Genomic DNA, 26819 nt, shown 5'->3' on the forward strand with positions numbered 1-26819 from the left:
TTCGGCTCTCGTCAAGGCTCGATTGAAGGGAAATGCGCCAGTCGCTGCTGATCGGCCGGGCTCAAAAGAGCCCACGCCGGCTCAGGCCATGCAGACACTCGGGTTGAGCAGAATCGCGAGCGTATTTGATCGCGAACATCGTCTACGATATCTATGTTTGCAGATCTGACGCTCCGTGCGGAGACTCTACACGTGCCATTTGCATTTGCCGACATTCCCGATTTGGGTGCCGCCCCCACCGCTTCCGACGTGGTTTTGAAGTTCATCCGCGGAGCAATCATATCCGGGTCGCTTGATGAGGGCGAACCGATCAGGCAAGACGACGTCGCCCGCATGTTCAACATCAGCAAGATTCCGGTGCGCGAAGCTTTGAAGCGGCTCGAGGCAGAGGGATTCGTGGCATTTCAGCGAAACAAGGGCGCAATTGTCGCCAGCATGTCGGAACCGGAGATCGTGCAGATTTTCGAGGTCCGAGCCATGCTGGAATCGAACGCAATTCGGCTTTCCCTCCCCCACATGAACGAGAAGACCTTCGATAAAGCGCAAGCAAGTTGCGACTCCTTTGCGAAGGAAACCGACGTCGGCCGCTGGGCGGAACTAAATTGGGAGTTCCATTCCAGTCTTTATCTAGACGCCGGGCGACCATATCTGCTCCGCATGATCCGGTCGGTTAACGATCGCATCGAACGCTATCTGCGAGTTCAGCTGACGATTTCCGGCGGTCATGAGCTTGCGGATCGAGAACATCGCGAAATCCTGGCCGCCTGTCGCGCTGGCGAGACCGAACAGGCCGCAAAGTTGGTCTACGATCATATTATGAACGCCTGTCAATCGCTTCAGAAACACCTAGCGAACGGCAAGGTGCGCGCTGGCTGAGCCATTGGCTTGCTGTCAGTCACGATTGCCGACGGCCTTTGCCCATTTTTGTCAACTAACGGTATCAGGCAGCTTTTCCTCGCGCCGCGCGATCAAATCCTTGAGACCTTCGGCAATGTCCTCGTCGAGCTTCGGCTCCTGGTAGTCGGCGAGCATGTTGCGCGCCCTTTCGCGGCCGCGCGTGTCGTGATCCTTCGCGCCTTCGGCGTTCCACTGCTCGTACGAATTGAAGTCCATGATCGAGGGCATGAAGAAGGCGGACTCGAAATGTTCGAGCGTGTGCTGGGTGCCGAGGAAATGGCCCTGCGGCCCGACCTCGCGGATCGCCGCCATCGCCTCCTTGAAGTCGTCGAAGGGAAGGCCGCCGGCATATTTGTACCAGCCGACAAGCTGCTCGCAGTCGGTGGCGAATTTCGAATAGCCGCAGGTCAGCCCCGCCTCAAGCCATCCGGCCGAGTGCCAGATGTAGTTGGCGCCGGCGAGGATGGCGGCATGCATCAGCATGTTCGCCTCGTAGCCGGCCTGGGCATCGTTGAGCTTGGAGCCGACGTGGAAGCCCGACGTGCGCCAGGGCAATTTGTATTTCCTGGCCAGCGCGCCCATCAGATACATCATCTGCGCCGCCTCCGGCGTGCCGCCCATCGGCGCCCCGGTCTTCATGTCGACGGTGACCATGAACTGGCCGTAGATCTGCGGCGAGCCGGGACGCAGGAGCTGCGTGAACGCCACACCCGCAAGCGCTTCCGCATTGACCTGCGCGACTGCGCCAACGGCGGAGGCCGAGGTCGAGGCGCCGCAGAGCGCGAAGGGCGCCAGGATCAGCGGCTGGTTGCTGCGCGCATAGACCTTCATGGCGTCCAGCATGGTGGCGTCCCACACCAGCGGCGAGTTGCAGTTGGTGATCGACACCAGAACCGAATTGTCGCGGACAAACTGCTCGCCAAACACGATGCCGGCCATTGCCATCGTGTCTTCGGCGCGCTCTTTCGACGTCACGATGCCCATGAACGGCTTGTCGGAGTGCTTCAGCGCCGAATGGATGATGTGCAGGTGCCGCTTCGGGACGGCAATTTCCATCGGCTCGCAGATGACCGAGCTCGACGAGTGCAGCGCCGGCGCCATGTAGGCGAGCTTGTGGAAATTGTTGAGATCGGCGAGCGAGCCGTAGCGCCTGTTGTTGTCGAGGTCGCGCACATAGGGCGCGCCATACATCGGCACGAAGATGGAGTTCTTGCCGCCGACGCGAACGGTGCGCTCGGGGTTGCGGGCATTGAGGGTGAATTCCGATGGGACCTTGGAAACCAGCTCCATCAACAGCGCACGGTCGATGCGGACGCGCGTCTCTGAGACATCGGCTCCGGCGGCCTTCCACAGGGCGATCGCCTCGTCGTCGCGGAACTCGCAACCCACCTCTTCGAGGATCGAGAGCGATTCCTGGTGGATCAGCTCCACCGCCTCGTCGGGGACCAACTGATAGGCGGGGATCTGACGCACCAGCGTCGGAAACGAGGCTATGGGAGCGCCCCGTATCGCCTTGCGCCCCAGTCGACCACCGCTTCTGCGATTGGCATGTTCGGTCACTGCAACGGCCGGTCCATTCATGGCAAACTCATCCTCCGATAGCCCGCCAACTTAGCGACAGGGGATATGGCTGTGACGCTGGAAAATCCTGATCGCTTGTATAAACTCTGCTTATGCGAAGCCTGCGCCACCTCCTGCCCTCCGCGGGCAGCCTGATCGTCTTCGAGGCGGCCGGCCGGCTGTCGAGCTTCACCGCCGCCGGGCGCGAGCTCGGCATGACGCAGGCGGCCGTGTCCTACGCCGTGCGCGGGCTGGAGGAGCAGCTCGGCGCCAAGCTGTTCCAGCGCCGCCATCGCCAGGTGCTCCTGACGGAGGCCGGCGAGCGCTTCCACGCCGACGTCTCGCTCGGCCTCTCGCATATCCGCAAATCGGCGGAGGACCTGCGCCTGCAGGCGACGGGCGGCCATGTCACGCTGGCCGCCTCAACCGCCTTCGGCTCGTTCTGGATGATGCCGCGGCTGCAGCAATTCCGCGACGAGCTGCCGGGCGTCGATCTGCGCATCCAGACCGCCGACCGCGACCTCGACATCATCGCCGAAGGCATTCCGCTCGGCGTGCGCGGCGGCATGCCGCGCGACTGGCCGGACTATCATTCGCTGCCGCTGTCCGAGGAAGAGATCTTCCCGGTCGCGGGACCCAACTACCTCGCCAAATTCGGCAAGCCGAAAACGGTCGAGGAACTCGCCACGCACCGGCTCATCCATCTGGAGGAGCCCTACCGCGAGGCCCCGAACTGGGACGAATGGTTCGCGTCAGCCGGAACCAGCCTGCGCAACGCCGAACACGGACTGCGCATCAACGACTATGCGCTGGTGATCCAGGCGGTGATGGAAGGCCAGGGCATCTCGCTCGGTTGGCGGCATCTGGTCGAGCGCCTAGTGGCTTCCGGGCTGCTGGTGCCGGTGACCGATCACGTGATGCGAACCGGCATCGGCTTCCACGTCATCTGGCCGAAGAACCGCGAACTGCGTGACAATGCGAGAAGGGTCAGGGACTGGCTGGTGGCGCAGGCGTGAGTTTAACGAACGGAACAACCGGGCGTCTATATGGTCAGACCTTTCACGTACAAAATGTAAAACAACATTGCAGTTAGGCAGGCGGAAACCGCAACCCAGACCGAAAATAGCGCTATCCGAACCGTTCTATTCCTTCTCTTTTTTATCCACTCCGCCCATTTTACCATCATGAAATCTAAAATTACGTCCACGACAAAGCCCTCTCATTGCAGGCTACAAAGCCACTAAATCAAGGCGATAACCGCACAATCAACATGGGAGTTGACCCAAGTCAGTGCAATATCCGGCCATTGCCATACCCGGGCAGCACAATCCCATCAGTTGTTGCCAACCTCATCCTGCCCCTCCCCCAACGCTGTCGAATCCGACTATAATCTCCGGATGCCCATCCGCCAGCTATCCGAAACGATGATCAACCAGATCGCCGCCGGCGAGGTCATCGAGCGTCCGGCGAGCGTGGTGAAGGAACTGGTCGAGAATGCGCTCGATGCCGGCGCGTCGCGCGTGGAGATTGTCACCGCCGGCGGCGGGCTGACCCTGATCCGGGTCACCGACGACGGCTCCGGCATCCCGGAGCGCGAACTGGCGCTGGCGATCGCCCGCCACTGCACGTCCAAGCTTTCGGATGACATCCATGACATCCGCTCGCTCGGCTTTCGTGGCGAGGCGCTGCCGTCGATCGGCTCGGTGGCCAGGCTGTCGATCCGCTCGCGCACGGCATCCGGCGACAGCGCCGCAGAGATCGGCATCGAGGGTGGTCGCGTCTCGGCCGTCAAGCCGGCGGCCGCAAACCGCGGCACCACGGTCGAGGTACGGGATCTGTTCTTCGCCACGCCGGCAAGGCTCAAATTCATGAAGGGCGAGCGGGCCGAAAGCTCGGCGACCAGTGATGTGGTCAAGCGCATCGCCATCGCCTTCCCCGCCGTGCGCTTCACGCTTGCCGGCACGGACCGCGCCACGATGGAACTGCCGGCGACCGGCGATGGTCCGGAAGGCCGGCTGCAACGCGTCGCGCAAGTGATGGGCGCCGACTTCCCCGACAATGCCATCCCCATCGATGCCACGCGCGATGGCGTGCATCTTGCCGGCCACGTCTCCATTCCATCCTTCACGCGGGCGAATGCGCTGCAGCAATATGCCTATGTCAACGGCCGGCCGGTGCGCGACAAGCTGATCGCCGGCGCCATCCGCGGCGCCTTCGCCGATGTGCTGCCGCGCGACCGGCATGCGGTGACCGTGCTGTTCCTTTCGCTCGATCCGGCGACCGTCGACGTCAATGTCCATCCGGCCAAGGCCGATGTCCGTTTCCGCGATCCCGGCCTGGTGCGCGGGTTGATTGTCGGCGCCATCCGCGAGGCGATGGCCGACGCCGGCATCCGCGCCGCGACCACCGGCGCGGCCGGCATGATGGCGGCTTTCCGGCCCGGCGCGGCGTCCTATTCGCATCCCGGGCCGGCCAATGGCCACCGCAGCTATGAGGCCGCTTTTCGCGCCTCCGGCTCCAGCTTTGATCATGGTTCGACTTTGGCGCGCTCGCCGCAGCGGCCGCTCGACATGGGCGAAGCGCGGCCGGCGCGAGGCGGCTTCGCCGAGAACGATCAGGCTGCCTTCGACACCGGGCCGCTGGCAAGCGCCGACGCGCGGGCGGGCATCGCCGAGCCGGCCGAGGCGCTGCACGGCACTGTGCTGGGCGCGGCGCGCGCTCAGGTGCATGAGAACTATATCGTCGCCCAGACCCGGGATTCGCTGATCATCGTCGACCAGCATGCCGCACATGAGCGCCTCGTCTACGAGGCCTTGAAGAACGCGCTGCACTCTCGCGCCGTGCCTTCGCAGATGCTGCTTTTGCCCGAGATCGTCGACCTCCCGGAAGAGGATGCCGAGCGGCTGGCGATGCATTCCGAGACGCTCGCCAAATTCGGCCTCGGCCTGGAGCGCTTCGGCCCGGGCGCGGTGGCGGTGCGCGAGACGCCGTCGATGCTCGGCGAAACCAATGTGCAGCAACTGGTGCGTGACCTCGCCGACGAGATCGCCGACAACGACACGGTCGAGACGCTGAAGGAACGGCTGGACAGAATAGCCGCGACCATGGCTTGTCACGGCTCGGTGCGCTCGGGCCGCCTGCTCAAGGCCGAGGAGATGAACGCGCTGCTGCGCCAAATGGAGGCGACGCCCGGCTCCGGCACCTGCAACCATGGCAGGCCGACCTATATCGAGCTGAAACTCGCCGACATTGAAAGATTGTTCGGGCGAAGGTGAGCGCACCAAAGCCCTCACCCAGCCTCCGCTTCACTTCCGCTGACTTCTCCCGATGGGGAGAGGAGACCTTCAGCGCCAGCACCAACCTGTTCTCGTGGCCGCGTAGCGGCCAGATAAAGGTCCGCTCGAGGCGGCGCTTTTCTTGAGTCAGGAACCGGCCTCGACCCTCTGACTTACCGCTTCAAATTCACCACGATCACACCGCCGAGCGCCAGTGCGCCGCCGAGGATGCCGAAGAGTGTCGGCACTTCGCCGAGCCAGAAGAAACCGATCAGGGCGGAGGTCGGCGAGACCAGATAGAGGAAGTTCGAGGCGCGCGCGGCCGGCAGGCGCGACAGCGCGGTGGCCCAGGCGGCATAGGCGATCAGGCTGGGCACGATGCCCAGATAGATGACGGCGCCGAGGCCGGCCATGTCGGCGACCGCGGCCTGCACAAACGCTTCCGCCAGGAAGGGCGACAGGCAGAGCGCGCCGAGCACCATGTTGGAAGCGGCGATCGTCAGCGGATGATGGCGCGCAAAGAGCGGCTTCTGGACGATGGTGTTGACGGCCGAGCAAAGGGCGGAGCCCAGCACCAGCAAGGCGCCGGTGTTGAAATGAAGGCCATGGCCGTCCGCCACCGCGATGATGCCGATGCCGGCAAACGAGATCACCGTGCCGAGCCAGGCCATGCCGGAAAAGCGCTCGCCGAGCAACGCCATGGCCATGATGGCCGTGAAGATCGGGCTGACATTGATGATGAAGCCGGCGGCGCCCGCCGAGACGGTGAGCTCGCCGAAATTGAGCATGGCGGTGTAGAGCGCGACGAAGATGGCACCGCCGAAGCCGAAACGCCACAGCTCATCGATCCTCGGCAGCGCCGGACGCTTGACCGCAAGGAAGATCGCCGCCGGCACGGCCGCGATGGCGAAGCGCAGCGCCCCGAGCTCCAGCGGCTGGAAGGCGGCAAGGCCGGCGCGGATCGCCGGGAAGGCAGACGCCCAGCCGACCACCGTCAGCGCCACCGCGATCGCGGCCGTGGTGTCCATGCGCTGTGTCTCATTCAACGTGCCGGTGTAAGCGCTCATTGCCGAATCCTCGTCTCTCAGTGCCATAGAGAGAGAAAACGTCATTGCCCGCCGATTGACAAACGAGCAATTCGAGGGTCAGCTGTGAGCATGCCTCACAGCTCTGACCAGCTATTGCCGCTCGAGACTTTGCGCGCCTTCGACGCGGCGGCGCGGACGGGAAGCTTTTCCGCAGCGGCCGAAAGGCTCAACCTCACCCATGGCGCGATCAGCCGTCAGATCGCCAAGCTGGAGGACTGGCTCGGGCTCAAGGTGTTCGAGCGCAACGCGCGCGGCGTCACGCTGACCAATGAGGGCAACCGGCTGCACCTGCGCACCACCGAGGCCTTCGCGCTGATCTCGGTCAATTCCGATCGCTGGGTCGAGCCGCGCGGCACCGCGGTGGTGCGGCTGGCTTCGATCCCTTCGGTCAGCGGCCTTTGGCTGATGCCGCGCATGGCGGCGCTCGAAAACAACCCGACCCGGCTGCGCATCGTGCTCGACGTCGACAACCGCCAGGCCGACCTTGCCGACGAAGGCATCGACCTTTCGGTGCGCTGCGGGCGCGGCCGCATTCCGGGCCGCGTCTCGGTGCAGCTTTTCGAGGAGCACATTTTCCCGATCGCCTCGCCGGAACTGGCGAAGGAGATCGGGCACGGCGACCCGGCTCGGCTGCTCAAATTCCCGCTGATCAACGATTCCGACGCGTCCGCTTGGCGCGCTTGGTTCGCGGCACAGGAAGTCGACTATCGCCCGCGCCCGCAGGACCGGCGCTTCGAGGACTACAATCTGGTGCTCGACGCGGCGGCGCACGGCCTCGGCATCGCGCTGGCGCGGCCGCCGCTGACGGCAGACCAGTTGAAGTCGGGCCGGATTGTTCCCGTTGACGAGCGGGTCGCGCTCAATCCGGTGTCCTATTGGCTCGACCGTCCGATCGGACGGCCGCGCGCGGCCGCCGCCGATCTCGCCCGACGCATCGCCGAACAGGCGGGGCTGGCGCCGGAGAAGCTCGAAGCCTTCCTGCAGGACGAGGACTAGATCGCCCGGATCAGCGAAGCAGCATCAGCACGATCGTGGTGGTCGCAGCCGAGACGACGGCCGTCACGATCGATATCATCCACAGCGGCGTCTGGCCGGGTTCGGATCGCGGGGCATGGCCGGGTCTGCGAACGCCGCCGCGCGGCGGCGCATTGGCGTTGGCCGCTACCAGCACTCCGGACGCAAGCACCGGCGAGAACGAAGAGGGCGCCGCCACGACCCTTGCGGTGCCATCGGCGGCCGGCGGTGGAACCTGGGGCAGCGCCCGCGAAGGCTGATCGGCGTCAGCCGCCGACCTGCCAGCCGGAGACTTCGTCGAGGCGCCATTAGTGCCGGCATCGGATTCCAGGACGGCTCTGTAGGCGTTCTCGATCTCGGCCGAGGACAGACGCTGAGTTGGTTGAGCGGCCGGCAACGTGCCGTTCAGCGCATGCGCGGCCACCTGTGCGGAGGACACGACGGACGGCGCCGGCGGCTGGACGAGCGCCTTGACCAGCGCCGCGGTCGCAGGTTCGGCCTTGGGCGACGGCACCGGCTGCGGCGCCAGCGCCTCTTTCAGCAGCGACGTCACGCTGGCGTTGGTGATGTCCATGGCGCTTCCCGACAACCATTGTGCCAACCGGCATACTACATGAGCATTGCGCCAAGCTTGACCTTGCCTTCGATTTGTGGCGATTGAACCCCTATGAACCTATGCGCCATTCCATGATGAACCGTTTTGAAGGCCCCGGCGGCAAGGAAGCGCGCATCCGCTATCTCGACGGCGACTTCCAGGTGACGAGCCCCGGCGCGTTCGTGCGCTGCGCGGTGACCGGCGAGAGCATCCCGCTGGACGAGCTCAAATACTGGAGCGTCGCCAGGCAGGAGCCATATGTGAACGCGGCAGCGTCGCTGCGGCGTGAGATCGAGGCGCATCCGGAACTGCGCAAGCGGGGGTAGAACCCCCACTTCGTCATCCCAGGTCGGAGCAGGAGCGAAGCGGCGTCGCGGAGATCATGGGCCGTGAGCGCGCAGCAGTGCTCCGACGGCTGAGAATAGCTTACCGCGATCGCGTACCTCTTGGCTTTGCTGCACTTCGCCGACGTGCGGCTTGGATCCTATGGCCTGCGCTCCGCTTCGCGTCGCCCTAGGCTAAGGACGGTCATCTTGCGCTGCCGCCATGCATCCAGCGTCTCATTGATGATGCGCTCCGGCACGTGGTCGATCTCGAACACGGCGTCGATCTCAAGCACGTCGAGCTGCTCCAGGAAGCCGGCGGGTGCGGCGCCGTGGCGAAGCCGCGCGGCATCCTTTGCCGTGGTGACAAGCCGAAGCCCCTCGCGCTTGGCAAGCGCCGCCAGATCGGCAAGCTCGTCCGCGGCGTAGAAATGATGATCGGGAAAAGCGCGCGACAGCGCGACCTCGCCGCCGACGCCGCGCAGCGTATCAAAGAATTTTTCCGGATGGCCGATGCCGGCAAAGGCAAGGAAGCGCCCGCCGGCAAAGCGCGCCGGGTTCGCCGGCTCGACATGGGCCAAAAAGATCGGCCGGCCGGCGCGCGCCGCCTGGCGCACCACCGTATCGGCGGCGCTCCCCTCGCCCATCTTCAGCAAGCCGCCGGTGAAGACCAGCTGATCGACGATCTTGGCCCGGAGCGGGCCGCCCGGAATGACTCGGCCATTGCCGATGCCGAAACGCGCGTCGACCACGACCAGCGCGTAGTCGATGTGGATGCGCGCCGACTGGAAACCGTCATCCATGATCAGGAAGTCGCAGCCATGCTCTGCCATCAGCAGTTTGGCGCCGGCGGCGCGGTTGGCCGTCACCGCGACCGGCGCATGTTCGGCAAGCAGCAGCGGCTCGTCGCCGACATGCTTGGCCGCGTCGTGATGCGCATCGACGACATGCGGCTTGGCGAAGGATCCGCCATGGCCGCGCGACAGGAAGCCGGGCGTGAGCTGCATGCGCTTTGCCTGTTTCGCCAGCGCGATGGCGACCGGCGTCTTGCCGCTGCCGCCGACGGTAAAGTTGCCGACGCACAGCACAGGTGCCGCGACCTTCTCGCGCGGCGCGTGCCGCATGCGGCGCCCAGCCACCATTCCATAAATCGCGGATACCGGCGAAAGCGCCAGCACGCGCCAGTCCGGCTTTTCCCACCAGAAGGGCGGCGCTTCGCTGGTCATGGCGCGACTTCCATGGCGCATGACCCTTTCCAAAGATCGGATCCGAATTTTTGGGCCATGCGCTAGCGCCCGTTGGCGCCTTTCAGGCGCGCCTTGACGACCAGCGGCTGGATGTAGGGTTCGAGCGACTTCAGCGTGCGCTGAAGCGCGCCGCGCATCTCGTCGACGGTCGCCGCGCCCGCCGCCATCATCTCGTGGCGCACCGCCTCGTTGGTCAAAAGGAAATTGACGGCGCCGGCCAGCATGTCGCGGTCGCGCACCAGCTTGGCGCCGCCGCGATCGAGCAGGCGCTGATAGGCTTCGCGGAAATTCTGCACGTTGCGGCCGGCCAGCACCGCCGTGTCGAGCATCGCCGGCTCGAGCGGATTCTGGCCGCCCTCGGAGGTCAGCGAGCGGCCGACGAAGGCGATCTCGGTCAGCCTTAGATAAAGTCCCATCTCGCCGATCGTGTCGCCGAGCAGGATATCGGTGTCGGACGTGATGCGGTCGCCCTTGCTGCGGCGCGCGACTTTCAGCCCCATGCCGGATATCTGCGCGGCCAGCGCGTCCGCGCGGTCGGGATGGCGGGGCACGACGATGGTCAACAGTCCAGGGTGGCGCTTGTGCAGGGTCGCATGGACTTCCGCCGCGGCGACCTCCTCCCCGTCATGGGTCGAGATCGCCGCCCAGGTCGGGCGTAAGCCGATCTGGCGCTGCAGGATCGCCAGCGCCCGCTCGTCGACCGGCGGCGGGTTGGTGTCCACCTTGAGGTTGCCGGAAACGGTCACCGGCCGGGCGCCGAGGACGCGGAACCGCTCGCCGTCGACATCCGACTGGGCAACGACGTGGGCAAGATTCTCGAACAGCGCCTCGGCGACGCCGGCGCGCTTCTTCCACGACCGGAACGAACGGTCCGACAGCCGCCCGTTGACCAGAACCTGCGGCACGTTGCGCGCGCCGAGTTCCAGGATGGTCATCGGCCAGATCTCCGATTCGGCTATGATGGCCAGCTCCGGCAGCCAGTGATCGAGGAAGCGGCTTACAGCGGGCTTGAGGTCGAGCGGCACATATTGGTGGATGATGCGGCTGCCAAGCCGCTCGTCGGCGACCTTGGCCGAGGTCACGGTGCCGGTCGTCAGCACGATGTTGACGCCGTAATCGAGGATGCTTTCGACCAGCGGCACGACGGCGATCGTCTCGCCGACGCTCGCGGCGTGGATCCAGATGACCGGTCCTTCCGGACGCGGACGGCCGGCGACGCCGTAGCGCTCGCGACGGCGAACGCGGTCTTCCTTGCCGCGCGAGGCGCGCCAGGCGACATAGGGTCCGATCAGCGGATAGGCGACGGCCCCGGCGTAACGGTAGGCGGTCAGGGCCGCGCGCGCCCAGCGCTCGCTCATTCGTCGCCGTCCACGAGGCGGTAGGCCTCGGCGGTTGCGGCGTTGAGCGAGGCGGTGACCTCCTGGCGCTTTCGCTCCATCTCGGCGTCGTCGGCGTTGGACGGCACGAACACCGGCTGCCCGACGACAACGGCGGAGCGGCCGAACGGCAGGTTGATGGTGGTCTTGTCCCAGCTCTTTTCCAGCACCTTGCGGCGGCTGGTGGCGATCGCCGAAGGCAGGATCGGGCGCCCGGAAAGCCTGGCCAAAAGCACGATGCCCAGCCCCGCATCGCGCGGCGTGCCGTGCGGAATGTCGGCGATCATCGCGACATTCTTGCCGGCCACGAGCGCTTTCTTGAGCGCGATCAAGGCTTTGGCGCCGCCTTTGTCGAGATGCCTCGAACTGTCGCGGCCACCCGAGCCGCGCACCGCCTCGATGCCGAATCTGTTCAGCATCAGCGCGTTGAGCTCGGCGTCGGCACTGCGCGAGACCATGGCGACCAGCGGCCGGCCCTTGGGATAATAAGCCGGCGTCAAGAGATGCTGGCCATGCCACAGCGCGATGATGCCTGGTTCGAGATGCGCATAGGCGCCGCCGGCGACCTGCGTCGACCCTTTGACCAGCGGGCTGGTGATGCGAATCAGCCGCACGAACCAGGCGAACAGGCTGGCGATGAAATTCTTGACGAATCGCGACTGGGCGAGCGGCTCTCGGATGCGGCGCCACAGCGTGCGAGTCCCGCCCCGCCCGGCGGCGCGCCCCGTCGCTCCTTTCACCGCTTCATGTTCCATCGATGTCAACCGGCTGCCTTTGTATCCGGGTCAAGCAACCGGTGCAGGTGAACGACGAAATAGCGCATATGGGCATTGTCGACGCTGGCCTGCGCCTTCGCCTTCCACGCGGCGTGCGCCGATTGATAGTCGGGGTAGATGCCGACGATGTCGAGCGCATCCAGATCACGGAACTCGGTTCCACCCAGCTTTTTCAGCTCGCCGCCGAACACCAGGTGCAAAAGCTGTTTCTTTCCGTCTTCCACGGCCATGCCGATCCTTCGCAGATTCATGAATTTTGTGAAACGTTTAGACCAAAGCCGCCGATTTTGAAACCGTGGGCCGACTCACCCTTGGTCAGCTCCGGCAATGACGCCGGCCAGGACGCCCAGCAGTTCGCCGCTGCCGGCGGCGAGCGCGCCATGGTTGATCACCTCGCCGGCATAGCGCGGCGGCTTGCCGGTACGGTCGAGCAAGGCGCCGCCCGCTTCGCGGAGGACAAGGTCGGCGGCGGCGATGTCCCAGTCATGCGCGTTGGGCTTGACGAAGGTCGCGTCGAGCTTGCCGTTGGCGATCATCGCCAGCCGATAGGCGAGCGAGGGTATGTAAGCGACGCGGCGCATCCGGGCTTGCCAGGAAGCGGGCATGCGCTCGACCAGCGGCTTCGGCCCGCCGATCTCGACGGTATCGCCGAGTTGGCGGACCTGGATGCGCTTGCCGTTGAGGAACGCGCCCTCGCCCGGCAGCGCCCAATAGGTCTCGCGCTTGGCCGGACATTCGAGCACGCCGGCCAGCGAGCGGCCATCCTCGACCACGGCGACGCTGACGCACCAGGAATGCAGGCCATCGAGAAAGCCGCGCGTGCCATCGATAGGGTCGACGACGAAAGTGCGGCGGGCCGACAGCCTGGCATGATCGTCGGCGGTTTCTTCGGACAGCCAGCCATAATTCGGCCGCGCCTTGAGCAGGGTCTCGCGCAGATAGGCGTCGGCCGCATGGTCGGCCTCGCTGACCGGCGAGGTCCCGCCCTTCATCCACACCTGGGGGTTTTGGCCGAAATAGCGCATGGCAATGGTGCCCGCCTCGCGGGCGGCGTCGCGCAGCAGAGCGAGGTCTTCGTGCGTCTCGGCTGGGATGACCATGTCAGGCACCGGCAAGGGTCATCCCCTCGATCAGCAGCGTCGGCGCGGCAGTGCCGAAATTGCGGTCGAGATCGCTCGCCGGCACCATGTTGAGGAACATGGTCTTCAAATTGGAGGCGATCGTCACCTCGGCCACCGGATAGGCAAGCGCGCCGTTCTCGATCCAGAAGCCGGAGGCGCCACGGCTGTATTCGCCGGTCACCATGTCGACGCCCTGGCCGAAGACCTCGGTGACGTAGAAGCCGCGCTGCAGCGAGGCGATCAGCTCCTCCGGCGCGCGATCGCCGGGCTCGATGGCCAGATTGGTGGAGGACGGCGAAACCGAAGAGCCGCTGCGCGAGCCACGGCCGTTGGTGACGAGACCAAGCTCGCGCGCGGCCGAGGTCGACAGGAACCAATGGTTGAGCACGCCTTTGTCGACCATCAACAGCTTGTCGCCCTCGACGCCTTCGCCGTCGAACGGCCGCGACGCCTGGCCGCGACGCCGCAGCGGCTCGTCGGTGACGATGATCGCGCTTGAGGCTACCTGCTTTCCCATCATGTCGCGCAGGAAGCTGGTCTTGCGCGCCACCGCGGCGCCGTTGATGGCGCCGGCGAGATGGCCGGCAATGCCGCGCGCAACACGCGGGTCGAACACGACGTCGACCGGGCCGGTCGCCGCCTTGCGGGCGCCGAGGCGGCGCACGGCGCGTTCGCCGGCCTTGCGGCCGATCTCCTCCGGCGCGTCGAGATCGGCGAAATGCTGGCGCGAGGAGAATTCATAGTCGCGTTCCATCGCCGTGCCTTGGCCTGCAATGACGCTGGTCGAACGTGAAAAGCGCGACGCGACATATTGGCCGACAAAGCCATGCGAGGTCGCAAGTACCAGGCCGCCAAGGCCGGCGCTGGCGCTGCTGCCGGAGGAATTGGTGACGCCATTGACGGCAAGGGCCGCCGCTTCCGCTGCCAGCGCCGCCTCCTTGAGCTGATCGGCCGACACTTCAGTCGGATCGAAGAGGTCGAGATCACGCAAATTGCGGGCGAGCAGCGCTGGGTCGGCAAGGCCCTGGAACGGATCCTCGGGGGAGACTCTCGCCATGGCGACGGCGCGCTCGGCAAGCGCCTTCGGGTCGGAGGCGGCGGTGGCCGAGACGCTCGCCACGCGCTGGCCGACGAAGACGCGCAGCGACACGTCCTCGCTTTCCGACGATTCGGTGCCTTCGACCTTGCCCAGCCGCACCGACACGCCGGCCGAACGGCCGCGCACGGCGACCGCGTCGGCGGCGTCCGCCCCGGCGCGCTTGGCCGCCTCGACGAGCGCCGCGACGCGGTCGGTCAGTTTCCCTGCGTCGAGCGTGTCGGTCATGCGGTTGGTCCTGTTTGTTCAAGCTGTGCGGGAGGGCAGATGCTACCGCACATCCATGGATGCCGGGCCGCCATCTCTGGAAGCCCGCACAATCGTCTTGGATGCTGCTGCACCATCTATTGTTCCACCACCGCTTGTGCAATGGCGGATGCGGCAATCTCAAGGCAATCGCGGCCCTTCGCAGCGCACTGCCCCGCCGCAACCGCATGAACAGTGCGAATTAGCCGGCCACCGGCGCCCAGATCACATCTTCGATCCTGGCGGCGCCGGTTGCCAGCATCACCAGCCGGTCGAAGCCGAGGGCCGAGCCGCTCGCCTGCGGCATGATGGCAAGCGCGGCGAGGAAATCCTCGTCCAGCGGATAGCGCTCGCCATAGATGCGCTCCTTCTCGTCCATCTCGGCGACGAAGCGGCGGCGCTGCTCGGCCGGATCGGTGAGCTCGCCAAACGCATTGGCAAGCTCGACGCCGCAGCAATAAAGCTCGAAGCGTTCGGCGACGCGCGGGTCCTCCGCGCTCGGCCGTGCCAAAGCCGCCTCGGAGACTGGGTAGCCGTAGAGGATTGTCGCCCGTCCCTGCCCCAGCGCCGGCTCGACCTTTTCCACCATCACCCGGCTGAACAGGTCGGCCCAATTGTCGTCGGGCGCGGTGCGCAGGCCGGCGCGGACCAGGCCCTGGTGGAGCGCTTCGCGGTCGGTGCTTCCGTCGGCGCCGACGGTCGCCAGCAGGTCGATGCCGGCATGGCGCATGAATGCTTCCGCCACGCTCAGCCGCTCCGGCTCGGCGAAGGGATCGGCCTCGCGGCCACGGAAACGAAAGCTTTTGGCCCCGGCCTTTTCCGCGGCGAGCGCAAGAAATTCGGCGCAGTCGGCCATCAGGCGCTCATAGGCCTCGCCGACGCGGTACCATTCGAGCATGGTGAATTCGGGATGATGCAGCGGCCCGCGCTCGCGGTTTCGGTAAACGGAGCCCAGGCTGAAGATGCGCTTCTCGCCGGCGGCAAGCAGCTTCTTGCAGGCGAATTCCGGCGAGGTGTGAAGGTAGAGCGGCTGGCGCGATGCGTCCGGCGCGATCGCCTCGGTGGCGAAGGCCGCAAGATGCGCTTCGTTGCCGGGCGAAACCTGCAGCGCGGCCGTCGTCACCTCAACGAAATTGCGCTCCGCGAACCAGCCGCGCAGGGCGGCGGCAATAGCGTTGCGCGCCATCAGCCTTGGCCGGCGATCGGCGTGTACATGCGGCCTCCACCAGGGCGAAGCGGCGGTCATGGGCGGGAAAATCGCCGATGAGGCTGGCGGTTCGTCGCAAGATGCGCTACGGCGCACGCGATGGCCGCCGTCGCCGCTTCGTGGGCAAAGACGCTTGCAGGCCGAAAAACTCGATTGGGATTGAATATCGTGGTCAAGGTCATCGCCAGTTCCTTACGCAAAGGCAACGTCGTCGATAAGGACGGCAAGCTCTATGTCATCCTCTTTGCCGAAAACATCCACCCTGGCAAGGGCACGCCGGTGACCCAGCTCGACATGCGCCGCATCGGCGACGGGGTGAAGATCTCGGAGCGCTACCGCACGACCGAGATGGTCGAGCGCGCCTATGTCGAGGAGCGCGAGCACACCTTCCTCTATTCCGACGGCGAAGGCTTCCATTTCATGAACCCGGAAAGCTACGACCAGGTCGTAGCCTCCGAAAGCGTGGTCGGCGACATGGCGCCCTACCTGCAGGAAGGCATGGCGGTGCAGCTGGCGCAGTTCAACGGCGCGCCGATCTCGCTGACGCTGCCGCAGCGCGCCGTCTTCGAGGTGGTCGATACCGAGCCGGTCACCAAGGGCCAGACGGCGTCTTCGTCCTACAAGCCTGCGGTGCTTTCCAACGGCGTGCGCACGGCCGTGCCGCCGCACATCACGACCGGCACGCGCGTGGTGGTGATGACCGCCGACGGCTCCTATGTCGAGCGCGCCAAGGACTGAGGGTACAGCAGTCAACTATCACAGCTCGCCTGCGGCCAGGCGGGCCTATCGTCAGCACGGTTTGTCCGCCGTCTGGGCGTGAGGCTCTGACCCGAAGCGGATTTGCGGTTGCCGCGACGTGAACGGCAGATCCGCGCCGCGGCGCCGGTGGTTCGACGCACCACATCCCTCGAACGAAGCCGGAGTGCGCTCAACGCTAGATTGGCCGACCGATCCACCGCACGATTTCATAGGCAGGCATCGGGCGGCGAAAGCCCTTCAGCGTCAGTTCGCCAACAGGAACGGATTCGACCAGCGACTCGACAGCTCCGAGGACCCGTTGGCTAACAAGAATCTGGCGCGATTTGGCCTCCTCGCATAAACGGGCGGCATGGTTCGACACAGTGCCGATGACGGCATAATCCGAGCGCTGATCAAAACCGATGCGCCCGATGGTTGCGTGGCCCCTGGCAATGCCGATCCCAAAGCCAAGCAAATAGTCCCGCTTGCGCCATCGCTCGGAATGCTCGTCAATCGCTTCGCGCATTGCGGCAGCCATCGAGACAGCTCTCTCGCTGTGGTCGGCACATGGCATTGGATCGTTGAAAACCACGACGATTCCGTCGCCCACGAACCGCTCGAGCGTCCCCTCGTGACGGACGATTTGTTCGCCGAGACAGGAATGATACTCGGCCAGAACTGTCATGACTTCTTCGGGTTCGGCGGTCTCTGCGAACGCCGTGAAGCCGCGCAAATCGCAAAAGACAACCGTCACCTCGCGGCGGTGGCTCTGCAAGAGCGCATCTCCATTGCCCGCCGCAACGATGAGGTCGGCGACCTGTTCGGGCAGGAACCGCCTGAGCCGCGCCATTCGCTCGAGCTCCGTCACCTGGCCGGCGACGGTTTCCTCGAGCGAGCGGTTCCAGTCGGAAAGTTGCGCGGCTTGGTCCTCAAGGCGCTTGGCTTGGCTCGCGACAGTGTCGTGAAGCGCCTTCTGGCGCAACATCGAGCGCACCCGCGCCAGCAGCGCCCTGTGCTCGAAGGGCTTTGTCAGATAGTCGTCGCCACCGGCGTCCAGCCCCTCGACCACGTCGCGCGTGTCGGCTTTCGCGGTGACCAGAATGACGGGGATCGATCGCAGCGAGTGATCCTGCTTGAGCATGCGGACCACACTGATGCCGTCGAGCTTCGGCATCATGATGTCGAGCAGGATCAGATCCGGCGTGAGTTCGCGGGCTTTCGCAAGCCCCTCTTCACCATCGGCGGCGGTTACAACTTCATAGCCATTCGCTTCGAGACGCATGCGCAGGATCTCGAGGTTTTCCGGAGTATCGTCGACCGCGAGAATGCGAGGCGGATCGTGCAAGGTGTTGCCTCCCTCAAGAAAGGAAACCGCGAATCTCGGAAAGCAGCTGGCGTGGGCTGAATGGCTTGGCAATGTAACCATCGCACCCAGCAGCAAGGGCTTTCGCCTTGTCGCCCGACAACGCGTAGGAGGTGACGGCGATAATCGGAATGTGCCGGAGCGCCGGGTCGGCCTTGATGCGGCGGGCCGCTTCATACCCGTCGATCACCGGGAGCTGAATGTCCATAAGGATCAGGTCTGGCCTGTGTGCTCCGGCTGCAGCGATGCCGGCGGCGCCGTCCGCCGCCTCGATCAGTTCGTATTCGGTGGTGGCAATGAGATCGCGGATGATTTGGCGGTTGTCCTCGGTGTCTTCGACCATCAGGATTCGTTTGCTCATGCGGCCCTCACGTCCTCATTCATCCGGATCGGGACCTTCAGACGGAATGTCGACCCTGACCCGATCACGGACTCGACGTCTAAGGTTCCGCCATGCATTTCGGCGATGCGCTTCGAGATCGCCAGGCCAAGACCTGTGCCACCCTTCTGCCTGGTGCTGCTGTTGTCGACTTGCTGGAATTCTTCGAAGATAAGAGCCTGGTCTTTGGACGCAATTCCGGGACCGGTGTCTCGGACGGCGATCTCGAAGCGCCCATCGACTGCATCGGCAAGAATATCTACCGCACCCGTTTCGGTGAACTTGACGGCATTGCCTGCGAGATTGAGCAGAATCTGCGTCAAACGGCGTTCGTCCCCACGGCCGATTGGAAGGTTCTCGGCAACAGTCGCTGAAAGCTCAAGACCCTTCGCCCGTGCCAGCGGCTCGACCGCCGTAAGGGTCGATCGGACAATCTGCGCGACGGAGTAGTCCTCGATCGCCAGCGTGAGCTGGCCGGCTTCGATCTTGGACAGGTCGAGCACGTCGTTGATGAGCCCGAGGAGGTGACGGCCGTTTGCCTGCACTCGCGCGACGGTCGCCTTTGCCTTGTCCGGGAGTTCGCCATAGATGCCGTCGACCAGCAGTTCTGTGAAGCCCAGAACCGAATTGAGCGGCGTCCTGAGTTCGTGGCTCATATTCGCCAGGAACTGGGACTTGTGGCGGCTGGCTGCTTCCAGCTCCTCCCCTTTCTCCTCGATCTCGCGGAACAGCTTGGCATTCTGGATCGCGACCACCGATTGGGCTGCGAAGGTCTCCAACAGGTGAACAACTTGCTCATCGAAGGCGCCTGGCTTGTGGCGCCTGACGACCAATGCACCGACGATCTTGTTGGGCCTCAGCAGCGGAACGATCAGGATGCCGCGATATCCGGCGTCGAGGATCGTCTTTCTCACAAGGAAGGATGAGGTTTCCTTGCTGAGGTCGGGAAACTGCACCGGCATGCACCGTCCAGGCGCGTCGCCAATACCCATATCGGCCAGCCCGATCGTCTGCTGCGAGACTGCGGCGATAAGCTCATCGCTCATCCCAAAGTTTGCGCGCGGACGGAATTGCTGCCGCGTGCTGCTGAACACGTAGATGGTGCCAGCATCCGTCGCCGACAACTGGACCGCCTTGGCGACGATCGTCTTCAGCACCGTGTCGAGATCCAGCGTCGAATTGACCGCCTTGCTCACTTCGCCAAGCGCCTCGAGCTCACCGACCGACGCCGCAAGCTCGCGCGTCCGTGCCTGCACCGCCTCGAAGAGCCGCGCATTTTCGATGGCGATCACGGCCTGGTCGGCGAATGTCTCGACGAGCGCGATCTCTTTGGGACTGAACGGTTGCGGTTCAGCCCTCGTCATGACGAATACGCCAACGAGATCACCTTCCCGCAACAGCGGGGCAGCGAGGACGGTGCGGAATCCGCCTGCCTCAGCGATCAAGGCGACGCGGTAGTCCGGATCAGCGGTCACGTCTTCGATTTGCACGATCCGCCGTTCTTCGATTACGCGCCCTACGGCGGAGCCTCGCCCAGCGGCAAGCGCTGGAAGTGGGTTGGCGTCGACATAGGCACGGAAACTGGGGGGGTAGCCAAGCGTCGACACATAGCGGAATACGCCATCAAGCAACTGCACGATGCCACCCTTGTCGGCGCGACAGAGCCTGACAGCCGATTCCACCAACGTATCGAGCACCACCTGTAAATCGAAGGTAGAGCGGCTGATGACCTTCAGAACGTCTGCAGTGGCTGTCTGCTGCTGAAGGGCTTCGTCGAGCTGCTGGGTGCGTGTCTCAATCTCCTGATACAGGCGCCCCAGTTGGTCGGAGGTCTGGTTGACGTTAGCGGCGAGCACTCCAAGTTCGTCGCGATTGACGACGGCAACCCGTTGCGCGAAGTCGCCGGCCGCTATCTGGCTGAGACGCGTCTCGATCTTCTTGACCGGTTCGATCAAGGACCAGGAGATGATGTAACCGAGCCCCAACGCCAGCAGGATACTGCCGACGGCAAACGAAACCACGATCAGTCTGGACGTGCCGTACGCACCCTCGGTCGTTTCGATGGCCGCCACCATGTCGGCTTCGGCCATGTTGACCAGCTGGTTTGTCAGCCGCTCGAGGCGATCAGCCGACGGTATGATTTCATCAAGCTGAACCTTGCGCGCCTCCTCGGTACGGCCCGCGCGGACAAGCTCTGCCACGTGCGTCACCCCGGCCGTCAGTTTTTCGTACTCTTGCCTGACCTGGCCAAGCACTTCCACCTCGGCTTTGGCGACGAACTCCATGCGCTCGAGGTCGTAGCCGAACTGATTGAGCTGGCGCAGCGCCGTATCCAGCATCCGGTTATCCTGTAGCAACAAGGCGGTGGAGATACCGTAGAGCTGGGTGGTCGTATCGTGCTGTACTTGGCGGTAGGCCGCGATCCTGCGCTGCAGCTTGATCAGCTCGTTGGTCTGATCGTTGACCCCACTCAGCACCTGCAACCCGACGGCACCGAGCACGATGAGCAGGCCGACGATCGACAGGAACGCGATCAAGAGCTTGGTCTGGACGCGCGCCGGCAGCCGGGCAACCCAGCCAACGAGCCAGTTCGTTATGCTATTTGGTTTCGTCCAAGAGGCCGAGAAGGTCACCCCGGAACTCCTCCAAGTCGAACCGGACGCCAAGATATTGTACTCGCAAGATGCCATTCGGGTCTACGAGCGAGGTCAACAAGGTATGGTCGACATCACCGTTCGCCGCCTGCTTCGCGAAGACCCCATATTTCCGTCCAACCTCATGGACAGTCGCCGGATCGCCGGTAAGAAACGACCAGCCCTTCAGATCGGCGCCAAAATTCTGCGCATATTGCTTCAAAACATCGGACGTATCGCGCTCCGGGTCGACCGTGATCGAAATGAAGGCGATCTTGGGTCCGAACGCACTGCCCAACTTTTCCTGCACGCTGGCCATCTGGGCGGTCAGCATGGAACAGACGTCGGTACAGTGCGTATAGATGAATGCAATGGCGATCACCCTGCCGCGAAAGTCGTGCAGCGAGACGCGCTCCCGGTCCTGCGACGTCAGCGTAAAGTCTGGAGCCGGTCCGATTGCCGGCAATCGCTCATCGTGCTGCGCATCATGCGCCTGCGCTGGCCCGGCCATCAGCGCCAGCAGCAAGATACGGGCCGCCAATACGCTCACGTCTTGAGCTCGCGCTTCAGCTGCTCCAGGAATCGCCAGTCTGTTCCCTCGGCGATGATCTGCTGTGGGCTCGACTTGATCATGCCCGTCTCCTGCATGCGCAACGCGTAGAAGCGCATCGAGGCTTCGGCATCGTAGTCCCGCCATACGTCGTACCGCGTGTCGCTCAGCGTTTGCAGGGCGATTTCGTAGCTGGGGACGAAACCTCGATCGACCATTTGCGCTGCACTCCATGCGGGGTCCGAAATGCATAGGTCGGCGCCCTTGAGGATGGCCCTGAGCACGCGCTTGGTCGCCACCGGGTATCTGCTCACGTAGTCCGCAGCGGCCGAGGTCATGCAGCAGAAGTGCTGCGACCAAGGGCGATCCAGGGTCGTGTTGAGGATCGTGTGGCCGATTTTCTTGGCGCGCAGTTGCTGCGTCTCCGGAGGCGTGAAGAGATATGCATCGAACTTTCCGTCGGCGAAGGCTTCCACCGGCTTGCTTTCCTCGACCCATTCGATGTCGTTGACGGGATCCAGGCCAATATAGGCGGCCATCAGGGCGACCAGCACGCGCGACGGCGCATGGATGTCATGCATGCCTACCCGTTTGCCCTTGAGGTCCGGGATGCCTTGGATGCTGTCGTTGGCGATCAGCTCGAGGCACCCGGAATGCAGACCGCCAAGCACCCTGATTGGCACGCCCGCGTCGATCGACGCGACATGGACCGGCGCGTAGTTCATGCTGAAATCCGTGTCGCCGCGCGCAATCCACACCGCCTGATCGACTTTTTCGTCGCCCTGCACGTAGCGGATGTCGGTGAAGCCCTCCGCTTTGAGGAACTCTCCGGCCAGGTACATGCCTGCCCAGCAGTAGGCACCATCGATCCACCGCGGCAAGCGAACGGAGGTCGTTTCAGGGAGTGCCTCGGCCCAAGCGTCAGTCGTTGTGCCGATGAGAGCTGAAGCGCCTGCTGCCGCAGCTCCGGCCATGAAGTGGCGACGGTTCTGGATGATTTGCATGGGGTTCTCCCTCGCGTGGTAAATGGGCACGCGGCTGGCCGCCTAGTCAGGTCTTCAGCTCGTGCTTCAGTTCGTTGAAGAAACGCCAGTCGGTGCCTTGGGCCAACAGCTTCTGGGGGGTGCTCTTCAGCATCCCGACCTCGTGGAGACGCAGGGCGTAGAAGCGCAGGGTGTCCTCAGCGCTATACTCACGCCAACCGTAGGGGATCGCCTTCATGACCTGGAGGGCATGGTCATAGCGCTTAGTATAACCCTGCTGCACCAAGAACTGGGCGGACTGCTCGGGCTCGCTGGCGCAGAAATCTGCCGCTTTCAAGATGGCGCGGAGGGCGCGTTTGGTGGCCACCGGATGCGTACGGACGAACTCCCGCTCCCCAGCCAACATACAACAGAAGTATTGCGACCAGGGCCGGTCCACGGTGCTGCTGATCACCACATGGCCGATCTGCTGCTCCCGCATCTCCTGCGGTTCGGGGGGAAAGCCCAAATAGGCATCGATCTTCCCCTCACTCAGGAGCCGGATGGACTCGGGTCCCGGATGCATGACGAAGTGAATGTCCTTATGGAGGTCCAGGCCGACATACGCCGTCATAGTGGCGAGAAAGACGTATCGGCTGGAATCTAGCGCTGGCACGGCCACGGTCTTCCCCTTGAGATCGCGGATCGACTGGATGCGATCGGTCCCGAACAGTTCAAAGCAGCCGACGTGGAGACCTGCCAGGATGACGATGGGATCCCCCGCCTCCAGGCGGAGAAGGAGCGGGGCGGCGAAATGCGCACTGAGGTCGGCTTCACCGGAGGCGAGGGCCGGCGCGATGTCTGCCGTCCCCTCTCTTTGGAGGTAGTGCACCTCGGTGAACCCTTCGCTGCGCAACAGTTCTTCGGCTACATACTGGGGGGCCTGACAGATGCTGGGAATCCGGACGAGCCGGATCCGCCTCGTCTCAGGCGGTGGCTCCGCAGCGGCGCGCCTGGGGTGCCAGCCCAGAAGCCCCGCCGTCCCCGCCAGCGCAATCCCACGCAGGAACCTCCGTCGACTGAACCGTCCGGGATATACGGTATGCATGGGAACCTCCTTTCCAGATGGTGGCCAGTGCGACACTGAGAACGCTGACCCGTGGATGCTGTGTTGTGCACAGTCGGCCGTACCTGCATGGCGGGCTCTGGGCTTGCCGCTTGCTCACATCTTCAGCTCTCGCTCCAGCGGCGGTTCCGCATGGAGTGACCTCGGAAGGACGACGACACCGGCAGCGCCTGCCAGGGCAGCACCGGCTAGGAATCGTCGGCGGGTTTGCGTGATCTGCTGCATCGGAACGCTCCCATTCCGAATTGCGAAGGGCAATTCTGGCCGGAACCGAGCAAAAGAGGTTTCGACAGAGGCAGGTGGTCTTGTGGGCGCGACGAGTGGTGTGGATGCTAGCGCCCAGTCCGGTGCGGGAGTCTTGCGCTCTCAGTCGCCGGCTCATTTATTAGCAACCGACGATATGTCACGATACGCCCAATTTGCGTCGGCTGCGAGCCCAAAACTTGCTCGCGCCTCTTGCCCCGGAACCGCTGCCCATTTTTGGGCGACATGCATTTGTTAGCGACACCGTCAGGCCGCCATTTCCACCGGCAGGCCAGCGGCTTTCCATTCCGGCATGCCGTCCTCGAGGCGGCGCACGGAATGGCCAAGCGAGCGCAGCGCGGCCACCGCCTCGAAGGACATCACGCACCATGGGCCGCGGCAGTAGGCGACGATTTCCCGTCCGGGGTCGGCACCCTGGGACCAGGCCTTGACTTCTCCGAGGGGAACATTGACCGCGCCGGGCACGTGGCCAAGCGCGAACTCGTCCGGCGGGCGCACGTCGATCAGCGTCACCAGCCCGTCGCGCATCAGCGCCTGAAGCTCGCCGCGCGTGACCGGCTGTATGTCGTCACGTGCCTCGAAACAGTCGCGCACAATGCGATCGACCTCAGCAAGCTGCCGCTCGGCAACGCCGCGCACCGCGGCAAAGGCTGACAGCACGCTCGCATCGCTCAACGAATAGCGCACGTATTTGCCGTCGCGCTCGGCCGAGACGATGCCGGCGCGGCGCAGCGCCTGCAGATGCTGGGAGATGTTGGCGATCGGCTGGCCGAGCTTCGCAGCAAGCGCCTCGACGCTGCGCGAGCCTTGCGCCAGATGCTCGATCATTTCCAAGCGCAGTGGGTGCCCGAGCGCCTTGGCGACGATCGCGAACTGTTCGTACAGCGCCTGCTTCGGATTGCGGATTGACATCGACCTTTCTGCGACCCATCGTCATTCAATGTAATTATTGAATGATGGTTTCGACCTGCCGTCAAGCCAAGCGGCTCGCAGTTGCCTTGGGAGAAAAGCGATGATCCTCAGACAGCTCCTGCACACCGACCCGGTCGCCGCCTCCTATTTGTTCGGCTGCGGCGGCAAGGCGTCTGCTGCCGTGGTCGATCCGGTCGGCGAGATCGCGCCCTATATCGAGGCGGCGCGCGCGACAGGCATGCGCATCCTCTATGTCGTCGATACGCATATCCACGCCGACCATATCTCGGCAGGCCGTGCGCTCGCCGAAGCGACGGGCGCCGAATACGTGCTGTTCGAAGGCGCCGAGGCGGGCTTCCCGTTCCGTCCCGTGAAGGATGGCGAGGTGCTGGAGCTCGGCAATGTGACGGCGACCGTCATGCACACGCCCGGCCACACGCCGGAGCATCTGAGCCTTTTAGTCACCGACCGAACGCGATCGACCGAACCCTGGTTCGTACTCACCGGTCACACGCTGATGGTTGGCGATCTCGGTCGCACCGAGCTTGCTTCGAGCGCCGAGGACGGAGCCCGCGCGCTCTATGCCAGCGTGCGCCGGCTGAAAGAATTGCCCGATCACATCGAGGTGCTGCCGGGCGCCTATTCCGGCTCGGTGTGCGGCCGCTCGCTCAGCGGCAAGCCGACATCGACCATCGGCTTCGAGCGGCGCTTCAACAAGGCCTTCCGCATCGAGGACGAGGGCCAGTTCATCGCCGCCATGACCGCCGACATCCCTCCCCCGCCGCCGGACGCGGCCCGGAACCGCGCCGCCAACGCCGGATCGCGATCGTGAGCGCAGCGGCGCCTGCCGTCGCGCTCGGCCTCAAGGTCAACTGGAAACAGTTCGCGCTGCTGGTGCTGATCAACGCCTTTGTCGGCGGCATGGTCGGCATCGAGCGAACCGTCGTGCCGCTTATCGGCGCGGAGGAATTCCATGTTGCTTCCACGACGCTCGTCACCTCCTTCATCGTCAGCTTCGGCGTGGTCAAGGCCTGCGCCAATCTCGTCTCCGGCCAGCTTGCCGACACATGGGGGCGCAAGCGCGTGCTGATCCTCGGCTGGCTGTTCGGCCTCCCGGTGCCCTTCATGATCATCTGGGCGCCGAGTTGGGGGTGGATCATTGCCGCCAACGCGCTGCTCGGCATCAATCAGGGACTTGCATGGTCGATGACCGTCATCATGAAGGTCGATCTGGTCGGGCCGAAATCGCGCGGGCTCGCCGTCGGCCTCAACGAGTTCGCCGGCTACCTCGCCGTCGGCGTCACCGCATTTTTCACCGGCTATCTGGCCAGCCGCTACGGGCTGCGCCCGGTGCCGATCTATCTCGGCATCGGCTATGCGATCCTGGGTGCCGCGCTGTCGATCCTTCTGGTGCGCGACACGCGCGAGCATGTGCGGCTGGAACTGGCCAACCATCAGAAAGCTGTCTCCCCGCTCGGCTTTCGCGAGATCTTCATGCTGACCTCTTTCCGGGACCGCAATTTGTTCGCGGCCTCGCAGGCGGGCCTGGTCAACAATCTGAACGACGGCATGAGCTGGGGGCTGTTTCCGCTCTTCTTCGTCGCCAACCGGCTCGGCGTCGAGCGCATCGGCATCCTCAAGGCGGTCTATCCCGCCGTCTGGGGCGTCTTACAGGTCGCAACCGGGCCATTGAGCGACCGTTGGGGCCGCAAGGGCCTGATCGTCGCCGGCATGTGGGTGCAGGCTGCCGGCCTTCTGCTCACCGCCATGACGCGCGACTTCGGCTGGTGGCTGCTGGCGAGCGTCCTGCTCGGCCTTGGCACGGCGATGGTCTATCCGAGCCTGATCGCGGCGGTGTCGGACGCATCGCATCCGTCGTGGCGGGCGCGTTCGCTCAGCGTCTATCGCTTCTGGCGCGATCTCGGCTACGCAATCGGAGCGCTGTCGGCGGGCCTCATCGCCGACTTCTTCGGCTTCGCCGCGGCGATCGCGGCGATCGCGGCGCTGACCTTCCTCTCGGGTGTAATCGTGGCGGTGGCGATGCGAGAGACCAGCCGCTGACCCGGCTCCG

General features: G+C 64.5%; 25 protein-coding genes. 8 read left to right on the top strand and 17 right to left on the bottom strand.

The genetic code is table 11. The features are described from left to right. Positions 1-192: 192 nt before the first annotated feature. Entirely contained in the window at positions 193-876 is a 684-nt protein-coding gene (locus CK218_RS19765) for a GntR family transcriptional regulator (protein ID WP_067000956.1), read from the top strand. Between the two features lie 51 nt (positions 877-927). Here the strand turns inward: CK218_RS19765 and CK218_RS19770 are convergent, their stop codons facing one another. Beyond that, positions 928-2478, bottom strand: a complete 1551-nt coding sequence (locus CK218_RS19770; protein WP_095828600.1) for a trimethylamine methyltransferase family protein — start codon at positions 2476-2478, stop codon at positions 928-930. A 92-nt stretch (positions 2479-2570) separates the two neighbouring features. Between CK218_RS19770 and CK218_RS19775 the strand changes: the two genes are divergently transcribed. Together CK218_RS19775 and mutL are read left to right on the top strand one after the other, a co-directional pair. Continuing rightward, positions 2571-3473, top strand: a complete 903-nt coding sequence (locus tag CK218_RS19775; RefSeq protein ID WP_095828601.1) for a LysR substrate-binding domain-containing protein — start codon at positions 2571-2573, stop codon at positions 3471-3473. A gap of 381 nt (positions 3474-3854) precedes the next feature. Further along, positions 3855-5732, top strand: a complete 1878-nt coding sequence (gene mutL, locus CK218_RS19780; RefSeq protein ID WP_095828602.1) for a DNA mismatch repair endonuclease MutL — start codon at positions 3855-3857, stop codon at positions 5730-5732. A gap of 173 nt (positions 5733-5905) precedes the next feature. Here the strand turns inward: mutL and CK218_RS19785 are convergent, their stop codons facing one another. Continuing rightward, positions 5906-6799, bottom strand: coding sequence for a DMT family transporter (locus CK218_RS19785; RefSeq protein WP_095828603.1), 894 nt, complete (start codon positions 6797-6799; stop codon positions 5906-5908). 90 nt (positions 6800-6889) lie between these two features. On the opposite strand from CK218_RS19785, the gene CK218_RS19790 reads away from it, so the two are divergent. Further along, positions 6890-7816 (top strand): LysR family transcriptional regulator, encoded by a 927-nt coding sequence (locus CK218_RS19790; RefSeq protein WP_095828604.1) that lies wholly within the window; start codon positions 6890-6892, stop codon positions 7814-7816. A gap of 10 nt (positions 7817-7826) precedes the next feature. Here CK218_RS19790 and CK218_RS19795 read toward each other — a convergent pair whose 3' ends face one another. Beyond that, positions 7827-8408, bottom strand: coding sequence for a hypothetical protein (locus CK218_RS19795; RefSeq protein WP_095828605.1), 582 nt, complete (start codon positions 8406-8408; stop codon positions 7827-7829). Positions 8409-8521: 113 nt separating this feature from the next. On the opposite strand from CK218_RS19795, the gene CK218_RS19800 reads away from it, so the two are divergent. Continuing rightward, on the top strand, positions 8522-8755 hold the full coding sequence (locus CK218_RS19800) for a DUF2093 domain-containing protein (protein WP_067000947.1): 234 nt from the start codon (positions 8522-8524) through the stop codon (positions 8753-8755). A 158-nt stretch (positions 8756-8913) separates the two neighbouring features. Here the strand turns inward: CK218_RS19800 and lpxK are convergent, their stop codons facing one another. From lpxK to epmA, 7 genes are all read right to left on the bottom strand, one after another. Beyond that, positions 8914-9978, bottom strand: coding sequence for a tetraacyldisaccharide 4'-kinase (gene lpxK / locus CK218_RS19805; RefSeq protein ID WP_095828606.1), 1065 nt, complete (start codon positions 9976-9978; stop codon positions 8914-8916). Positions 9979-10040: 62 nt separating this feature from the next. Beyond that, positions 10041-11357, bottom strand: coding sequence for a lipid IV(A) 3-deoxy-D-manno-octulosonic acid transferase (gene waaA, locus CK218_RS19810; protein WP_095824794.1), 1317 nt, complete (start codon positions 11355-11357; stop codon positions 10041-10043). Further along, positions 11354-12130: a lysophospholipid acyltransferase family protein gene (locus tag CK218_RS19815; RefSeq protein ID WP_095828607.1), complete on the bottom strand. Its 777-nt coding sequence runs from the start codon at positions 12128-12130 to the stop codon at positions 11354-11356. The genes waaA and CK218_RS19815 overlap by 4 nt, the downstream gene beginning before the upstream one ends. Positions 12131-12135: 5 nt before the next feature. Next, positions 12136-12381 (bottom strand): DUF4170 domain-containing protein, encoded by a 246-nt coding sequence (locus CK218_RS19820; protein ID WP_095828657.1) that lies wholly within the window; start codon positions 12379-12381, stop codon positions 12136-12138. A 75-nt stretch (positions 12382-12456) separates the two neighbouring features. After that, a complete protein-coding gene (locus CK218_RS19825; RefSeq protein ID WP_095828608.1) occupies positions 12457-13251 on the bottom strand; it encodes a 3'(2'),5'-bisphosphate nucleotidase CysQ in 795 nt (264 codons plus the stop codon). A gap of 1 nt (position 13252) precedes the next feature. Next, complete coding sequence (locus tag CK218_RS19830; protein ID WP_095828609.1) at positions 13253-14596, bottom strand: TldD/PmbA family protein; 1344 nt, start codon at positions 14594-14596, stop codon at positions 13253-13255. 220 nt (positions 14597-14816) lie between these two features. Next, positions 14817-15860 (bottom strand): EF-P lysine aminoacylase EpmA, encoded by a 1044-nt coding sequence (gene epmA, locus CK218_RS19835; RefSeq protein WP_095780017.1) that lies wholly within the window; start codon positions 15858-15860, stop codon positions 14817-14819. A gap of 129 nt (positions 15861-15989) precedes the next feature. Between epmA and efp the strand changes: the two genes are divergently transcribed. Beyond that, the gene (gene efp, locus CK218_RS19840; protein ID WP_067000944.1) at positions 15990-16559 is read left to right on the top strand and encodes an elongation factor P; all 570 of its coding nucleotides are present in this window, start codon (positions 15990-15992) and stop codon (positions 16557-16559) included. Positions 16560-16755: 196 nt separating this feature from the next. Here the strand turns inward: efp and CK218_RS19845 are convergent, their stop codons facing one another. The 7 genes from CK218_RS19845 to CK218_RS19880 all read right to left on the bottom strand — a co-directional run bounded on the left by CK218_RS19845 (position 16756) and on the right by CK218_RS19880 (position 24748). Beyond that, complete coding sequence (locus CK218_RS19845) at positions 16756-17904, bottom strand: response regulator (RefSeq protein WP_095780015.1); 1149 nt, start codon at positions 17902-17904, stop codon at positions 16756-16758. Between the two features lie 13 nt (positions 17905-17917). Continuing rightward, positions 17918-18283 (bottom strand): response regulator, encoded by a 366-nt coding sequence (locus tag CK218_RS19850; protein ID WP_067000427.1) that lies wholly within the window; start codon positions 18281-18283, stop codon positions 17918-17920. After that, positions 18280-20934, bottom strand: coding sequence for a GAF domain-containing protein (locus CK218_RS19855; RefSeq protein WP_179294540.1), 2655 nt, complete (start codon positions 20932-20934; stop codon positions 18280-18282). Before CK218_RS19855 ends, CK218_RS19850 begins: the two co-directional genes overlap by 4 nt. Continuing rightward, complete coding sequence (locus CK218_RS19860; RefSeq protein WP_179294541.1) at positions 20900-21484, bottom strand: SCO family protein; 585 nt, start codon at positions 21482-21484, stop codon at positions 20900-20902. The genes CK218_RS19855 and CK218_RS19860 overlap by 35 nt, the downstream gene beginning before the upstream one ends. After that, positions 21481-22488 carry an ABC transporter substrate-binding protein gene (locus tag CK218_RS19865; protein ID WP_095828612.1) on the bottom strand — a complete coding sequence of 336 codons (1008 nt, stop codon included), beginning with the start codon at positions 22486-22488 and terminating at the stop codon, positions 21481-21483. The genes CK218_RS19860 and CK218_RS19865 overlap by 4 nt, the downstream gene beginning before the upstream one ends. 46 nt (positions 22489-22534) lie before the next feature. Further along, entirely contained in the window at positions 22535-23554 is a 1020-nt protein-coding gene (locus CK218_RS19870) for an ABC transporter substrate-binding protein (RefSeq protein WP_095828613.1), read from the bottom strand. Between the two features lie 528 nt (positions 23555-24082). Then, on the bottom strand, positions 24083-24748 hold the full coding sequence (locus CK218_RS19880; protein WP_095828614.1) for a metalloregulator ArsR/SmtB family transcription factor: 666 nt from the start codon (positions 24746-24748) through the stop codon (positions 24083-24085). Positions 24749-24848: 100 nt separating this feature from the next. On the opposite strand from CK218_RS19880, the gene CK218_RS19885 reads away from it, so the two are divergent. Together CK218_RS19885 and CK218_RS19890 are read left to right on the top strand one after the other, a co-directional pair. Then, positions 24849-25580, top strand: a complete 732-nt coding sequence (locus tag CK218_RS19885; protein WP_095828615.1) for an MBL fold metallo-hydrolase — start codon at positions 24849-24851, stop codon at positions 25578-25580. Further along, positions 25568-26809, top strand: a complete 1242-nt coding sequence (locus tag CK218_RS19890) for an MFS transporter (RefSeq protein ID WP_095828658.1) — start codon at positions 25568-25570, stop codon at positions 26807-26809. Before CK218_RS19885 ends, CK218_RS19890 begins: the two co-directional genes overlap by 13 nt. Positions 26810-26819 lie beyond the last annotated feature (10 nt).

This window comes from Mesorhizobium sp. WSM3879 (assembly GCF_002294915.1).
Taxonomy (GTDB): domain Bacteria; phylum Pseudomonadota; class Alphaproteobacteria; order Rhizobiales; family Rhizobiaceae; genus Mesorhizobium.

Bases quoted from the DNA above. Each gene is read 5' to 3' on its own strand.
- CK218_RS19775 (WP_095828601.1), top strand. From the start codon at position 2,571: ATGCGAAGCCTGCGCCACCTCCTGCCCTCCGCGGGCAGCCTGATCGTC.
- epmA (WP_095780017.1), bottom strand. From the start codon at position 15,860: ATGACCGCCGCTTCGCCCTGGTGGAGGCCGCATGTACACGCCGATCGC.
- CK218_RS19870 (WP_095828613.1), bottom strand. From the start codon at position 23,554: ATGCATACCGTATATCCCGGACGGTTCAGTCGACGGAGGTTCCTGCGT.
- CK218_RS19825 (WP_095828608.1), bottom strand. From the start codon at position 13,251: ATGGTCATCCCAGCCGAGACGCACGAAGACCTCGCTCTGCTGCGCGAC.
- CK218_RS19885 (WP_095828615.1), top strand. From the start codon at position 24,849: ATGATCCTCAGACAGCTCCTGCACACCGACCCGGTCGCCGCCTCCTAT.
- CK218_RS19770 (WP_095828600.1), bottom strand. From the start codon at position 2,478: ATGAATGGACCGGCCGTTGCAGTGACCGAACATGCCAATCGCAGAAGC.
- CK218_RS19815 (WP_095828607.1), bottom strand. From the start codon at position 12,130: ATGGAACATGAAGCGGTGAAAGGAGCGACGGGGCGCGCCGCCGGGCGG.
- CK218_RS19820 (WP_095828657.1), bottom strand. From the start codon at position 12,381: ATGGCCGTGGAAGACGGAAAGAAACAGCTTTTGCACCTGGTGTTCGGC.
- CK218_RS19880 (WP_095828614.1), bottom strand. From the start codon at position 24,748: ATGTCAATCCGCAATCCGAAGCAGGCGCTGTACGAACAGTTCGCGATC.
- CK218_RS19850 (WP_067000427.1), bottom strand. From the start codon at position 18,283: ATGAGCAAACGAATCCTGATGGTCGAAGACACCGAGGACAACCGCCAA.
- lpxK (WP_095828606.1), bottom strand. From the start codon at position 9,978: ATGACCAGCGAAGCGCCGCCCTTCTGGTGGGAAAAGCCGGACTGGCGC.
- waaA (WP_095824794.1), bottom strand. From the start codon at position 11,357: ATGAGCGAGCGCTGGGCGCGCGCGGCCCTGACCGCCTACCGTTACGCC.
- mutL (WP_095828602.1), top strand. From the start codon at position 3,855: ATGCCCATCCGCCAGCTATCCGAAACGATGATCAACCAGATCGCCGCC.
- CK218_RS19785 (WP_095828603.1), bottom strand. From the start codon at position 6,799: ATGAGCGCTTACACCGGCACGTTGAATGAGACACAGCGCATGGACACC.
- CK218_RS19800 (WP_067000947.1), top strand. From the start codon at position 8,522: ATGATGAACCGTTTTGAAGGCCCCGGCGGCAAGGAAGCGCGCATCCGC.
- CK218_RS19830 (WP_095828609.1), bottom strand. From the start codon at position 14,596: ATGACCGACACGCTCGACGCAGGGAAACTGACCGACCGCGTCGCGGCG.
- CK218_RS19795 (WP_095828605.1), bottom strand. From the start codon at position 8,408: ATGGACATCACCAACGCCAGCGTGACGTCGCTGCTGAAAGAGGCGCTG.
- CK218_RS19865 (WP_095828612.1), bottom strand. From the start codon at position 22,488: ATGCAAATCATCCAGAACCGTCGCCACTTCATGGCCGGAGCTGCGGCA.
- CK218_RS19790 (WP_095828604.1), top strand. From the start codon at position 6,890: ATGCCTCACAGCTCTGACCAGCTATTGCCGCTCGAGACTTTGCGCGCC.